The 13,453-nt window shown below is 71.0% G+C and carries 16 protein-coding genes; 6 read left to right on the forward strand and 10 right to left on the reverse strand.

The window, feature by feature from the left end:
* Window positions 1-20: 20 nt before the first annotated feature.
* The 8 genes from mftG to mftA form a co-directional block, all read right to left on the reverse strand.
* Window positions 21-1,364, reverse strand: a complete 1,344-nt coding sequence (gene mftG, locus ACWIFB_RS12350; protein WP_454058387.1) for a mycofactocin system GMC family oxidoreductase MftG — start codon at window positions 1,362-1,364, stop codon at window positions 21-23.
* Window positions 1,361-2,917, reverse strand: a complete 1,557-nt coding sequence (mftF, locus tag ACWIFB_RS12355; protein WP_454058388.1) for a mycofactocin biosynthesis glycosyltransferase MftF — start codon at window positions 2,915-2,917, stop codon at window positions 1,361-1,363. The genes mftG and mftF overlap by 4 nt, the downstream gene beginning before the upstream one ends.
* A complete protein-coding gene (gene mftE, locus ACWIFB_RS12360) occupies window positions 2,914-3,657 on the reverse strand; it encodes a mycofactocin biosynthesis peptidyl-dipeptidase MftE (RefSeq protein WP_454058389.1) in 744 nt (247 codons plus the stop codon). The genes mftF and mftE overlap by 4 nt, the downstream gene beginning before the upstream one ends.
* Before the next feature lie 6 nt (window positions 3,658-3,663).
* Complete coding sequence (locus ACWIFB_RS12365; RefSeq protein WP_230928187.1) at window positions 3,664-4,479, reverse strand: mycofactocin-coupled SDR family oxidoreductase; 816 nt, start codon at window positions 4,477-4,479, stop codon at window positions 3,664-3,666.
* A 57-nt stretch (window positions 4,480-4,536) separates the two neighbouring features.
* Window positions 4,537-5,760, reverse strand: coding sequence for a pre-mycofactocin synthase MftD (gene mftD / locus ACWIFB_RS12370; protein ID WP_454058390.1), 1,224 nt, complete (start codon window positions 5,758-5,760; stop codon window positions 4,537-4,539).
* A 123-nt stretch (window positions 5,761-5,883) separates the two neighbouring features.
* Window positions 5,884-7,116 (reverse strand): mycofactocin radical SAM maturase, encoded by a 1,233-nt coding sequence (mftC, locus tag ACWIFB_RS12375; protein ID WP_452098633.1) that lies wholly within the window; start codon window positions 7,114-7,116, stop codon window positions 5,884-5,886.
* On the reverse strand, window positions 7,113-7,439 hold the full coding sequence (gene mftB, locus ACWIFB_RS12380; RefSeq protein WP_452098632.1) for a mycofactocin biosynthesis chaperone MftB: 327 nt from the start codon (window positions 7,437-7,439) through the stop codon (window positions 7,113-7,115). Before mftB ends, mftC begins: the two co-directional genes overlap by 4 nt.
* Before the next feature lies 1 nt (window position 7,440).
* A complete protein-coding gene (gene mftA, locus ACWIFB_RS12385) occupies window positions 7,441-7,527 on the reverse strand; it encodes a mycofactocin precursor MftA (protein ID WP_067716580.1) in 87 nt (28 codons plus the stop codon).
* Window positions 7,528-7,636: 109 nt separating this feature from the next.
* Between mftA and ACWIFB_RS12390 the strand changes: the two genes are divergently transcribed.
* The 4 genes from ACWIFB_RS12390 to ACWIFB_RS12405 all read left to right on the forward strand — a co-directional run bounded on the left by ACWIFB_RS12390 (window position 7,637) and on the right by ACWIFB_RS12405 (window position 9,922).
* A complete protein-coding gene (locus ACWIFB_RS12390; RefSeq protein ID WP_452098631.1) occupies window positions 7,637-8,233 on the forward strand; it encodes an acyl-CoA-like ligand-binding transcription factor in 597 nt (198 codons plus the stop codon).
* 131 nt (window positions 8,234-8,364) lie between these two features.
* Window positions 8,365-8,883 carry a hotdog fold domain-containing protein gene (locus ACWIFB_RS12395; protein ID WP_452098630.1) on the forward strand — a complete coding sequence of 173 codons (519 nt, stop codon included), beginning with the start codon at window positions 8,365-8,367 and terminating at the stop codon, window positions 8,881-8,883.
* Window positions 8,884-9,095: 212 nt separating this feature from the next.
* A complete protein-coding gene (locus ACWIFB_RS12400; RefSeq protein WP_454058391.1) occupies window positions 9,096-9,599 on the forward strand; it encodes a hypothetical protein in 504 nt (167 codons plus the stop codon).
* Window positions 9,596-9,922: a transcriptional regulator gene (locus ACWIFB_RS12405; RefSeq protein WP_452098627.1), complete on the forward strand. Its 327-nt coding sequence runs from the start codon at window positions 9,596-9,598 to the stop codon at window positions 9,920-9,922. The genes ACWIFB_RS12400 and ACWIFB_RS12405 overlap by 4 nt, the downstream gene beginning before the upstream one ends.
* Window positions 9,923-9,987: 65 nt before the next feature.
* On the opposite strand, the gene ACWIFB_RS12410 is transcribed toward ACWIFB_RS12405, so the two are convergent.
* Both ACWIFB_RS12410 and ACWIFB_RS12415 read right to left on the reverse strand, forming a co-directional pair.
* The gene (locus tag ACWIFB_RS12410) at window positions 9,988-10,851 is read right to left on the reverse strand and encodes an ABC transporter permease (RefSeq protein ID WP_454058392.1); all 864 of its coding nucleotides are present in this window, start codon (window positions 10,849-10,851) and stop codon (window positions 9,988-9,990) included.
* On the reverse strand, window positions 10,848-11,888 hold the full coding sequence (locus ACWIFB_RS12415; protein ID WP_452098625.1) for an ATP-binding cassette domain-containing protein: 1,041 nt from the start codon (window positions 11,886-11,888) through the stop codon (window positions 10,848-10,850). The genes ACWIFB_RS12410 and ACWIFB_RS12415 overlap by 4 nt, the downstream gene beginning before the upstream one ends.
* A 165-nt stretch (window positions 11,889-12,053) precedes the next feature.
* Here ACWIFB_RS12415 and ACWIFB_RS12420 point away from each other — a divergent pair, with 165 nt between their 5' ends.
* Window positions 12,054-12,449, forward strand: coding sequence for a VOC family protein (locus tag ACWIFB_RS12420; protein WP_454058393.1), 396 nt, complete (start codon window positions 12,054-12,056; stop codon window positions 12,447-12,449).
* 102 nt (window positions 12,450-12,551) lie between these two features.
* Window positions 12,552-13,373 (forward strand): HpcH/HpaI aldolase/citrate lyase family protein, encoded by an 822-nt coding sequence (locus tag ACWIFB_RS12425; protein ID WP_230928648.1) that lies wholly within the window; start codon window positions 12,552-12,554, stop codon window positions 13,371-13,373.
* The last annotated feature ends 80 nt before the right edge of the window (window positions 13,374-13,453 follow it).

Genomic DNA, 13,453 nt, shown 5'->3' on the forward strand with positions numbered 1-13,453 from the left:
ACGTGTTCCACTGAAGAGTTCTACCACGGCCGCTCGGCTGTCAGCCCGGCGGCGAGGACCTCGGCAACCGCCAGGACCGTGTAGTACGGCCCGCATCGCGGGAGGGTCGGCAGCACCGACGCGTCGGCGACGTAGAGCCCGTCGACGCCCAGAACGCGACCGGTGTGATCGACGACCTCACCGATCCGGGCCGACCCGGAGAGGTGCTGGGACGTCGACGGCACCTGCTCCGCCTCCCCCAGCCCGAGCCGGTCCGAGACGATCGCGGCCGCGGCGGACAGCGCAGCGATGTCCCGCGGATCATCCGGTAGCCACACCGTGCCGTCCGCATCGATCCGGCCGTATCCGAGGGGGTTCATGAGAGCGACCCCCACGCGCAGGGGCATCGGATCGACTCCCGGGATGACATCGTTCAGCGGGACGGCGTACGGCCGCACCTCGATCTCGGGCGCGGCGGACCCGGTCGGCCCGGGAGTCCCCTCGAGTCCGAGGCGGATGACGTGGGAGAGCAGTGGCACGAGGGCGGCGTCGCCGGGTGCAACGCTTCTGTAGGCGGTGACCCCGTGAGAAGAGAACCGGCCCGCCGCGATCCCGGCCGGCAGATCCAGCAGGACCTCCGGATGCTCCTGGACGCGCTCTCCCACCGGGTGCCCCGTCGACTCCCCCAGCCCCGAGTTCCGGAGGAGGGCGGCTGAACCGATCGTCCCGGCGCACAGGATCACCAGGTCGGTGGTGACCACCTCGCCGGCGGCGTTGTCGTCGTCGCCTCCCCCGGCGCTGCCGCTCGCAGCGGCGAGGACGACGCCGTCGCACCTCCCGCCCACCGCGCCGCCGGCCCAGCTCAGCCGCGCCACGCGCGCCCCGGCCCGCACGCTCACCCCCGCGCCGGGCGGATCCCAGGCGTCGAACGCCGTCACGCGCCGTTCACCCCGACGCGCCTGGGCGACGGCCGACACCCGCCCCGGGAACGCGGCGGCGACCCGGGCGGCGACCGGGTCCATCGGCGCCAGCGTCGGGCGGAGTCGCTCGGCAGCGCGCGCCAGTCCGACCGCATACCGTCGCGGCCAGTCCGGCCCCCACGCCACGAGGTCGGACGGGCGCGCCGCGACACAGTATCCGCCGTTCACGGCGCCGGACCCGCCGAGGGTTCGGCCACGCGGGAGGTCGAGAACCGTGTCCCCGAGCCGGGCGCGATGCCGGGTGACCACGGGCGAGTCCGGCCCCACGTCGAGCAGCCCCGCGCGCGGCGAGGCGACGTGGTCGCCGGCCTCGAGCAGGACCACGTCCGCACCGGCCTCGACCAGCCGGCGTGCCATCACGCACCCGGCCGGGCCGGCCCCCACCACCACGACGTCGGCTCTCACCGCCTGAACTCCGGACGGAGGGCGCCGAGCGAGCGGGCGTCCCACGCCGAACGCCACACGCCGACCCCGTAGGCGATGTCGTCGAGGCGGCGCAGCACCACGTGGCCGAGGGGCTCGTCGACCGGCAGCGAACCCGGCTCGCGCGCCGACCACCAGTGCCACAGTCCGTCCACCACCGCGGCCGCCAGGAGCCGGCGACGCAGGCCCTTCGCTACGCGGGAGCCGGACGGGGCTGCGGCGAGGAGCACCGCGGCCGTGACCGGCCAGTACGGGCGTAGAAGAGCCTCGGGCAACTGCCGGACCGAGGCGGCTGACCCGCGCGCGATGAGCCGGGCGGCGGCGCGACCGTCACCGGTGAGGCCGCGTGTGCGCCACCAGGCCCGGCCCGCCGCGCCGGCCGCGAGCACCAGTCCCGCCGGCGTCGCGCTCCACACCCCGAGAGCCAGGGTGAGCGACCACGACGAGGCCACCGCGGGTGCCACCGCGGGGCCGTGTCGGTCCTCGAGCAGCGCCGCGCCGCGGCCGTAATAGGCGCGCCGGGCCAGCAGTGGGGCGAGCGTCGTGCGGTGGCGGTGGGCGACGCGGGCCGCCGGCTCGTACCGCACGCGCCCACCCGCGGCGCTGGTGCGCCAACACAGATCCACGTCCTCGGCCACGTGCAGCCGCTCGTCGAACGGCCCCTGACCTCCCCCGCCCGGTGGCGGCGGGAGCCTGTCGGGGCGCACCGCGAGCGCCGCACTGGGCACGTACGGCACCCGCGTGCGCGGCCGGACCCGCGCCGGGTCGGTGCCCATGTCCAGCGCCGACCGCGCGGTCTCGTAACCACGCACCCAGAACCGGCCGGGTTCGGCCGCGATAATGCGCGGAGCGACCGCGGCGACCAGCGGGTCGTCGAGGTGCGCGAGCAGGATGTCGAGCCAACCGGGCCGGGGCAGGACGTCGGCGTCGAGATAGACCACGACCCGCGCGCCGGCCTCCACCGCGGCGGCCGTCCCGGCGTTGCGGGCGGCGGCGGGCCCCCGCGAGCAGTCGTGGCGCAGGACCACCGGCGCGGGTCCGGGCGGGCACGCCGGTGCGGTCAGTGGGACGGCGGAGCCGTCGTCGACGACGACGAGACGCATCCCCCGGGCCAGTTCCGGACCGAGAGCTTCCGCGAGGGCGGCGACCCCGGCGGCGTCGTCGCGGACCGGCACCACCACAGTCACGTCGTCCAGGGCGCGGGCCGTGGCGGTGCGGCCGGACTGAGCAGCGCCGCGCTCAGCAGCGCCGCACTGTACAGCGCCGTTCACAGCCGAGCCGTCGACCAGAGGGTGGGCCATCCCCCGATCCGTCAGGGCCCTGGCCAGCGCGGCTCCGGCCGGGGTGCCGGTATCGATCACCCGCCGGCGATCCAGGAGCGCGGCGGCCGTCGGCGAGGGCGTGACCAGGGTGACCGGGTCCCCGCCCAGGATCCGAACGGCCTGCCCACGGCGCAGGACGCTGGTCCGACGGTCGAGCCAGACCGGGGCGGGGCCGGGGTACGCGGGGCTCGCGGACCCGGCGGGCCGGGTCATCGCAGCATCCCATCCGCATGTCCGGGCTGCCAGGCGTCGAGTCTGCGGCGGGCGTCGGCCACGAGTAGGCCCCACAGGCGACGCCCCTCTACGTCCGTTGCCCCGGTGGGATCGCCGAGGACCCCGTTGCTGCTCACCGCGGCCACCCCGCCGTCGCGCATCGCCGGGAGGATCTGTGGCAGCGGATCGGTGCAGCCGGGCTCGGCGAGCTCGCCACGGACGAGGCCCGGGTGGAGATGCAGCATGAGTGAGGTCTCCGCGTGGCCGGCGTGGGTGTCCGCGGGATCCTCGGAGGTGCGGCAGGACAGCCAGGCCGCGTCGCGCCCCTCGTATCGCAGGCGGGTGACCGCCCGGCGCAGTGCCTCGACGTTTCCGCCGTGACCGTTGACCACGAGCAGCCGATCCGCCCAGGTGGACACCGACCGACCGAGCTCCAGCACCGCCTCGGCGAGCGCGTCGGTCCCGAGTGACACGGTCCCCGGAAAGGACTGGTGCTCCCCGCTCGCCCCGTAGGCGAGGGCGGGGAGCACCATGACCTCGACGTCGGTACCGACACCGAATCCGGCGCCGGCATCCGCGCCACGGCCCGCGGACTCTCCGAGCACCCGGGCGGCCGCGGTCGCCAGCAGGGTGTCGGTCTCGGGCGGCAGATGTGGTCCGTGCTGCTCAGTGGCGCCGACAGGGAGGACGGCGAGCACCTGTCGGCCGGCCGACGCGGCGGCACCGGACGCACCCGTCATGTCGGCTCAGACCTTGATCGCGCCCATGTCGACGGTGAAGGTCGAGGCGGTGATGGTGCGCGAGGCGTCCGAGGCGAGGAACATGACCGAGTCCGAGATGTCGTCGGTCGTCGCCATTCCCATGCCGAGGATCGGCGTGAAATGCGGCAGGAACTGGGGCTGATCATTGAACACCGCGTGCGCGTCCGGGTCGTCGGCCCCCATCGGGGTGAGCACGCCGTACGGGTGGATCGTGTTGACCCTGATGTTGTGCTCCCCGAGCTCCTTGGCGGCGGTCTGCGCCAGTCCCACCACGCCGTGCTTGGAGGCCGAGTAGGGCGACTGCACCGGCATCGCCTTGAGGCCGGCGACCGAGCTGACCAGGACGATCGACCCGCCATTACCGGCCTCGAGCATGTGCGGGATCGACGCCTTGAGGGTCTTCCAGTACCCCGTCAGGTTGATGTCGATCGTGTCGTTCCACTGCTGCTCGTCGATCTCCCAGACCTTGCCCCAGTTGCAGATTCCGGCGTTGGCGATCACGACGTCCAGGCGGCCGCCGAAGCGCTCGACGCCCCGGGTGACGAGATCCTGCTGGAACGCCAGGTCACGGACGTCGCCGATCTCCGTGAAGATCTCGCCACCCTCCGCCTCGACCCGCTCGATGGTCGTGGCGAGGTCGTCCTTGTTCGCCGTGGGGTACTTGACGTACTCCGACGGTACGTCGCACAGGTCCATGCCGATGATCTTGGCGCCCTCGCGGGCGAAGCGGATGGCGTGCTTGCGGCCCTGGCCGCGAGCGACACCGGTGATGTAGACGACCTTGCCGTCGAAGTCTCCCATTGAGGGGTTGTCCTTTTCTCTACAGTTGTTGCGAACAGGGGTGGCGGAATGCCGCCATCAGGCGCCGAGGCGCCGCACGAAGTCGTCCGGAATGTGGTAGTCGTCGCGATTCAGCTCCGAGATGGACGACTTGCTCAGCCCGATGAGGCTGGAGTCCAGGCCCGACCGCATGATGTCGAGCACGTTCTCGACACCCGCCTGGCCGTTGGCACCCAGGCCCCAGAGGTAGGCGCGGCCGATCATCACCGCGCGAGCACCGAGGGCGAGAGCCTTTGCCACATCGGAGCCGCGGCGGATGCCGCCGTCGAGCAGGACCTCAACATGGTCGCCGACCTCGTCGACGATCGGCGCGAGGCAGCGGATCGACGCCGGGGTGGCGTCGAGATTGTTGCCGCCGTGGTTCGAGACCGAGATCGCCTTCACGCCGGCGTCGACAGCGCGCTTGGCATCGTCGATGCGGGTGATGCCCTTGAGCATGACCGGGCCGTCGTAGTTGTCCACGACCCAGGCGATGTCGTCCCACGTCGCGGGCGGGGTGCCCATCCACTCGCCGTAGGCGCCGAAGAAGGTCGGCCCCATCTCGCCCTGGTTGACCAGGTTCGGGGTGGTCAGGTCCGGGAACCGCTTGTTGGTGATCACGTCGCGCGCCCACTCCATGGCCCACCGCGGGCTCACGGCGATCTCGGGCGCCATGGTGAGCATGGCCTTGGCGTCGAGCTTCTCGGGGATCGCCGGGCTGCCCCAGTCACGGCCCATCGAGAACGACCAGTCGGTGGTGAGGATGACGCCCGCGGCGCCTGCCGCCTTCGCACGCTCGAGGCGCTCGAGGACCCTCTCCTTGCCGCCGAGCCAGTACACCTGGAAGAAGGTCTGCGGGTTCGCCGCGATGACCTCCTCGATGGGCTTGGAGGCGAACGAGCTCAGGCCCATCGCGGTGCCGCGGGCGGCCGCGGCACGGGCGACGTCGACCTCTCCGTCGGGGGTCACGGCCTGGACACCGGTCGGCGAGATCATCACCGGCAGGCTGATCGGCTGCCCCATGACGGTGGTCGCCAAGTCCCGGTCCTGCTTCGCGCCGATCACGTGCGGTTTGGGCTCCAGCTCGCTGAACGCATCCATGTTGTCGCGCAGCGTCACTCCGGCCTCACTGCCGCCGACGAGCGCCATGTACACGCTCTTGGGGAGCTTCTTCTTGGCGCGCTGCTGGGCCACGGCCACGGATTCGAACCAGGGGTTCTGCCGCCAGGGGTTGGCCTCGGCGATCTTGGACAGGCGGGACACGGGCGTGCCTCCTTCTCTGGGGTTGTCGAAAGTTCAGGGGGCCGGCACGCCCCGGGTCGCCCCACCGCCGCCGGGCGAGGCCCGGGGCGGCGGGGCGGCGGGGCGCGTCAGTACCGGTGCGGCCTAGATCGGGGACTCGTCACACAGGCTGGTGGGCCTGCGCGGCGGCGTGGTGACCAGGGTCAACGGGATCGGGCCCGTGGGCTGCTTCCGTGCCGCGAGACCCATCGGCCGGGTGTGGTCCTGGGACGGCGCGGGGATGTTGCGCTCGGCGGCGAGTAGTCCCTCGCCGTAGCCCTGGACGCACTCCGGGTCGGGCCCGTCCATGGGCAGTCCGGTGAAGAACTTGGCGGCCATGCAGCCGCCGCGGCAGCTGTCGTAGAAGTCGCAGGCCGAGCAGGCCCCGGCGGACTGTGGCTCGCGCAGCTCCCGGAACAGCTCGGAGGTCTGCCACACGGTCTCGAAGCCGCCGTCCGACACCACGTTGCCGGCGAGGAACTGCTCATGGATGGCGAACGGGCACGCGTACACGTCACCGATCGGGTCAATGAGGCAGACCACGCGGCCGGCGCCGCACAGGTTGAGGCCGGGCAGCGAGCCCTGGCCGTCGCCGAACGCCGACAGGTGGAAGAAGCTGTCGCCGGTGAGGACGTTCTCGCCGTGGGCGACGAGCCAGTCGTACAGCTCGCGTTGCTGTTCCGGAAGCGGGTGCAGGTCGTCCCACACGTCGGCGCCACGGCCGGACGGACGCAACCGGGTGATCCGCAGGGTCGCGTCGTACTTGTCGGCCAGCGCCTTGAACTCGTCGAGCTGGGAGACGTTCTCGCGGGTCACCACGACCGAGATCTTGGAGTCGCGGAAGCCCGCGTCCTTGAGGTTCTGCAGTGCGCGGCAGGCCATGTCGAACGAGCCCGGCCCACGGACGGCGTCGTTGACCTCGGCGGTCGCACCGTCGATCGAGATCTGCACGTCGACGTAGTCGCTCGCGGCCAGGCGGCGGGCCACCTCCTCGTCGATGCGCACACCGTTGGTGGAGAACTTGACGCCCACCTGGTGGCTGGTCGCGTAGTCGACGAGCTCCCAGAAGTCGGGGCGGACGGTCGGCTCACCGCCACCGATATTGACGTAGAAGACCTGCATTTTCTGCAGCTCGTCGATGATCGCCTTGCACTGCTCCGTGCTCAGTTCGCGCGGGTCGCGGCGACCGGACGAGCTGAGGCAGTGCACGCAGGCGAGGTTGCAGGCGTAGGTGAGTTCCCAGGTGAGGCAGATGGGGGCGTCGAGTCCACGCTCGAACTGGTCGACCAGGCGGCCGACGGGAGCTGGACTTGCGGGACGGTCGAGCATGCTGGTCATGAGGTCTCCTCGATCATGCGCGAGGCGGCGAGCTGGCCGAGCGCGTGCAGATACAGCCGCGCGGTACCCGGATCATCGATCTGCACCCCGGCGGCAGCGCAGGCCGCGCGCGCGGAGGGGTGATCGGCAAGGGTGCGGACCACCTCGACGATGGTCGGCGACTTGAGAAAGCTGAGCTTGCGGGTGTGGAAGTGGTAGAGCAATGCCCCGAACGGCTCGGGCCGAAGCGCCACCCCGGGGTGCAGGCGCCAGCCGGCGTCGAGATCGAACGCCGCCGGGGCGGCTTCCTGTTCGGCGCCGGCCGGCGCTGCTGCGGAGGTCATCTCAGTAGACCCCGCACATGCCGTCGATGGAGACCTCCTCGATGAGGGCCTCCTCCAGCACGACCTCGGTGTTCTGCGTGTTCTCCATTGCGTGTCCTCTCGTCTGCGCATGGGGATGTCTCACCACGAACTGGTGAGATCTGCATCATATTGGCACTTGGTGCCACTTGCAACGGTTTCTGATTTAAACTCCTCCCATGGAGCCGCAGGAGAGGGTCGAGGGGCGCACCCCGGGCCGCCGCCCGTCGACCACGCGCGCCTCGATCGTCGAGGTCGCGCTCGCGCTCTTCGCCCGCTGCGGGTACGAGTCCACGAGCGTCGACCAGATCGCAGAGGCCGCGCACATCTCGCGACGGACACTGTTCCGCTACTTCCCGGGCAAGGCGGCGATCGCCTGGGGCGAGTTCGGTGAGCAGATCCACCTGATGCTCGACTACCTCGACGCGGTGCCCGAGTCCACTCCCCTGCGCGACGCGCTCGCTGACGCCCTCGTCGCGTTCAACACGTTCCCCGACTCGCAGACCGAGGTGCACCGCGTCCGCATGCGTCTCCTGCTCACCGTCGACGAGCTCCGGGCGCATTCGACGCTTGTCTACGCGGACTGGCGGCGGGCGGTCGCAGGCTTCGTGGCCGACCGCCGCGGCGAGTCGGTCGACGACCTGATCCCTGCCGCCACCGCCCACGCCGCTCTGGGGATCGCCCTGTCGGCGTATCGACTGTGGATCGACGAACCGGGCGCGGACCAGGACCACCTGCACGATCTGCTGCGCGCGGGCACCCAGATCCTGGGCTGACGCGGCCCGGTCCGAACTCACGCCCGCGTCGGCACCTCGCCGGGCATGTCGACCACTGGCCGGGCCGACGCGCAAGTCAGGACGGGGCTTCGGTCTAGGCACAGAACTTACTGGCGGGTAACCTCGTCGTCGTGACCAACAGCTCCCCCACCTCCGCCGTCAGCGCCGCCGCGAGCACCGCCACCTACAGGCTGTGGCAGCAGGCCAACCGTCTCCCCTTCGGCTCCCGCCTGTTCACGGCCGCGGTGAGCCTCAAGGCGCCCTACTTCCGCACCGCCCTACCGCACGTCACCGAGATGCGCCCCGGGCGCTGCGTCGTACGCGGGCCGGGCTGGTGGGGCAACCGCAACCACATCGGCACCTTCCACGTGATCGCGGCGTGCAACCTCGCCGAGTTCGCCATGGGCATGCTCGCCGAGGCCACCGTGCCCACCACGCACCGCTGGATCCCCGTGGGCATGAACGTGCGCTACCCCGCCAAGTCGACAGGCGGCATGACAGTGACCGCCGAGTGGGAGCAGATCCCCGACTTCGGGTCGATCACCTCCGGCGAGGACATCGAGGTGCCGCTGACGTTCGTCGACGATGCCGGCGTGGAGCCCGTGGTCGGCAGCATCACGATCCGCGTATCCCCCACGAAGAAGCGCTGATCGGCGCAGCCTCACCACCGCCGGCCGGTGTCCGCATAGCGGGCGCCGGCCGTTGTCGTCGTCGGCACAGTCGTCGGCGCAGTCGTGGGCGCAGTCGTGGGCGCAGCCATCGCCGGCGCAGTCGTCCGCGCGGTAGCCGTGGCCGGCCCGGCCGTCGCCTCGACATTTACTTTCCGTTGCGGAAACGGAAATGAACCCCTACTGTTTCCATCATGGAAAGAGACAACGGTCCCCGCCCCGACTATGACCCCCGCGACGCCCTGGCCGACGTGGCAGCGACCCGCAGCTCCGTCGCCGACCGGCTGATCACCCCGTGGTGGTACCACCCGGCACTCGGCACGATCCTCGCCGCGCTCGTGCTGGTGGGGGCGCTCGACCTGCACAATGCCGTCCGGATCCCCGTCGCCGTGGCGTGCGCCGCGGCGATCGGCCTGCTGGTCTCCGCCTACCAACGCGTGACGGGGCTGTGGGTGGACATCCGGAACCTCGGCCCCGTCTCCTTGCGCTGGTGGTTCGCTTACCTGGTGATGGTCGTCGCGGTGGTCGGGATCTCGCTGGTGCCGTCCTTCACCGACCGCGGCCTGCCCGGGTGGACGACCGCGCTGCTCGTCGTGGTGATCCTCGTCGGGACAATCGTGCTGGGCCGCGGGATGGACGCGGCGATGCGCGCCGAGATCCGCTCCGGCGCGGCCACCGCCCCCGAGGCGCGCCGGTGAGGGACCGCCGGCCGACACCGCGATTCGACGAGACCATTCACGCCCCGCACCGACTGCGGATCTGCGCGTTGCTCGCGCCCGTGGAATCGATGGAGTTCGGGACGGTGCGTGACGAGCTGGGCGTGGCCGACTCGGTGCTGTCCAAGCAGTTCAAGGCCCTGACCGACGCCGGGTTCGCCACCACGTCCAAGGCCAGGGGCGACACCGGGCGTCAGCGGACGTGGCTGTCGTTGACCCGAGACGGCCGGCGCGCTTTCGCCGGTCATCTCGAGGCGCTGCGTGAACTGGCCGCGGCCGCGGAGGGCCTGCCTGACGGCGAGTAGTCGCCCGCCGCAGCGGGGACCCGCGCGGAACTCGGCCGTGGCAGAAATCAGCGGTGGCGGCGAGATCAGTCGCGAGTGCGGGCGTCGAAGGCCTTGATGGCGATCGGGGCGATGATCACCGTGAGGCCGACGATCCAGATCAGGGACGCCGCGAGCGGGTACTGCAGCGGGAGCGCCGCGTCCGGCCCGACGGCCGGGGCGTTACCCCACAGCTGGCGCATCGCCTGCACCACCGACGACAGCGGGTTCCACTCCGCGAACGCGCGGAGCCACGTCGGCATCGACTCCGGCGGCGCGAACGTGTTGGCCAGGAACGTGATGGGGAACGTCGTGGTGAACATGACGCCGTTGACCGCCTCGATCGTCTTGAGCCGCGAGCCCACCACGATGCCGATCCAGATCATCACGAAGCCGAAGCCCACCAGCACGAGGTAGCCCAGCAACGCGTCGATAATCCCCGTGTGGATCCGCCACCCCACGAGCAGGCCGGTCAACGACATGACCACCACGCCGATCGACGAGTGGATGAGGCTGGAGGCACTGCGCGCGATGAGGATCGAGGAACGCTGGATCGGCAACGTGCGGAAGCGGTCGATGATCCCCTTGTTCAGGTCGTTGCACAGGCCCGAGGCCACGATGAACGACGAGAACGCCATGGTCTGCGCCATGATCCCGGGCAGCAACCACTCGCGGTAGTCGCCGCTCGAGACCGCGATCGCACCGCCGAAAACTAACGCGAACAGCAGCACGAACATCACCGGCTGGATGGTGACGTCCGCCAGGTTCTCCGGCTGCCGACGGATATGGAAGAGGTTGCGGCGCACCAGCGCCGATACCTGGCGCCCGAACGAGGGCCCGTCCGGCCGGGCCGGGACGCTGAACGCCCTGGAGGCGGACGCGTCCGCGGTGGGGTCTACTACGGTGCTCATGCCCGCTGCTCCTGTTCGGTGGTCTCGTCCCGGCCGTCTCCGACGTTCGACGCGTCAGCCTCGGGCTCCTCGGCCCTGCGGCCGGTCAGGGAGAGGAAGACGTCGTCGAGGCTCGGGCGCTGCAGTCCGATGTCGTCGAGTTCAATGCCGGCCTCGGAGAACGCGGAGGCGATGCCCGCCAGTGCCGACACCCCCTCCGACGGCGCGGTGATCCGGCGCGAGTCATGGTCGACGTGATACTCCTCGATTCGTCCGGCGAGCACCCGTGCCGCGCCGTCCACGTCCTCGGGCCGGGACACGGTGATCACCAGGCTCGCGGCACCTGACCGGTCCTTGAGCTGCAGTGGCGTCCCCTCCGCGATGACCTTGCCGTGGTCGATCACGATCACGTTGTCCGCCAACTGGTCGGCCTCGTCGAGGTACTGCGTGGTGAGCAGCAGCGTCGTGCCGTCCCGCACGAGACCCCGGAGGACGTCCCACAGCTCGTTGCGCGACCGCGGATCGAGACCGGTGGTCGGCTCGTCGAGGAACAGCACCGGCGGCGCCGCCACGAGGCTGGCCGCGAGGTCGAGCCGGCGGCGCATCCCGCCGGAGTAGCTCTTGGCCACCCTGGTGGCGGCGTCCGTGAGTGAGAACTTGTCGAGCAGCTCGTCCGCGCGGGCCTTGACCGACTTCTTCGGCAGTCCGTACAGGTCCCCGATGAGACGGAGATTCTCTCGCCCGGTCAACAACTCGTCGACGGTCGCGGCCTGCGCCGTGAGCCCCATGGCCTTGCGGACCTCGGCGGGCCGGCGGAGGACGTCGTACCCGGCCACGCGGGCGGTTCCGGACGTGGGCGGGCTCAGCGTGGTCATCATGCGGATGGTCGTGGTCTTGCCGGACCCGTTCGGGCCGAGCAGACCCAGCACCGATCCGGTGGGGACGGAGAAGGAGATGCCGTCGACCGCGGTGAAATCGCCGAATCTCTTCACGAGGTTCTCGGCTTCGATAGCGGGCGCTGACGGGGTCGCGCTGGCGGCGGGCGCTGGGGTGGTCACCAGAAAAGAGTGGACCCCGACCGTCGCGCAGTCAATAACTCCCCAGGTTGATGAGGACACGTTCTGTCACCAGCCTGACGCCGCGGGGCACGCCGCCACCGACGCGCCGGTGCGCCTCGCGAAGAACGACCCGGTGCCTGCCAGGACGGCTCTAGGCTCGGGTACATGCCCCGCATCACCATGACCTCCGTCCACGTCGACGACCAGGGACGCGCACTGCGCTTTTACACGGACGTGCTCGGGTTCGCCGTCAAGTACGACATCCCGGCCGGCGAGTACCGCTGGCTGACCGTCGTGGACCCCGGCGCACCGGACGGCACGCAGCTACTCCTCGAGCCCGACCAGCATCCCGCGGCGAGCGCCTACACCTCCGCGCTCCACGCCGACGGCATCCCCGCCGCGCAGTTCGAGGTCGACGACATCGAGCGGGTGCACACCGAGCTGAAGGAGCGCGGCGCCCGGATCGTGCAGCCACCGACCGAGACGGGGCCGGTGTGGACGATGATCGTCGACGACACCTGCGGCAATCTCATCCAGTTGGCTACCGCTCCCGACATGTAGGAACCTGTTCCCGTTTGTGGTGGTGGAGCACGCTCCGCGTATCGTGAAGTGTCCACCGAGCGACACCACTCGAGCAAAGGATGACCGGTACCGATGAGCCCCATGTCGACCATCCCGCCGACGATCGCCCGTTCCTGGCTGCTCCTGCCGGCCGACAAGTCCGAACGCTTCGACGCCGCCGTACAGTCCGAGATGGACGTCGTGGTCCTGGACGTGGAGGACGGCTGCCGCCAGTCGGAGAAGGAGCGCGCCCGTCGCGAGGTCCGCCAGTGGCTCGAGGCCGGCAACCACGCCTGGATCCGGATCAACGACGTCCGCTCCCCCGAGTGGGAGAAGGACCTCATGGCGCTGGGCCACTGCCCCGGGCTGGACGGCGTGATGCTGGCCAAGACCGAGAACCCCGAGCACGTCGCTCTCACGGCCGCCCGGCTGGCGCCGGACACCCCGATCGTGGCCCTGGTCGAATCGGCGGACGGTCTTGCCCAGGCTGCGGAGATCGCGGCGTCCGAGCAGGTCGTCCGGCTGGCGTTCGGGGTGGGCGACTTCCGCCGCGACACCGGCATCGGCTCGTCGCAGATCGCGCTGGCCTACACCCGTTCGCAGTTCGTGGTGGCCAGCCGGATCGCACGCGTGGCCCCGCCGATCGACGGTCCGACCATCTCCAATGACACGCGGGTTCTCATGGACGCCGCCGAGCACGCCGTCGAGATGGGCATGACCGGCAAGTTGTGCCTGCGGGTGGACCAGGCCCCCTACATCAACGAGGTGCTGGCGCCGTCGGCCGCCGATGTCTCGTGGGCCGAGTCCGTGATCGACGAGCTGGGCCCCGGCGGCGAGCGCTGCCGCGACGGCTCGGACCTGCCGCGGCTGGCCCGGGCGCAGAAGATCTCGCGCCTGGCCCAGGCGTTCGCCGGCAGCCGCTGAGTCCCTCATCCGCCGACCCGATCACCCGCCGCCCAGGGCGGTCGCGCCCGTGCATCGACGGATCGGTCGCGATTCGTAAT

The organism is Dietzia sp. NPDC055340 (assembly GCF_053645335.1).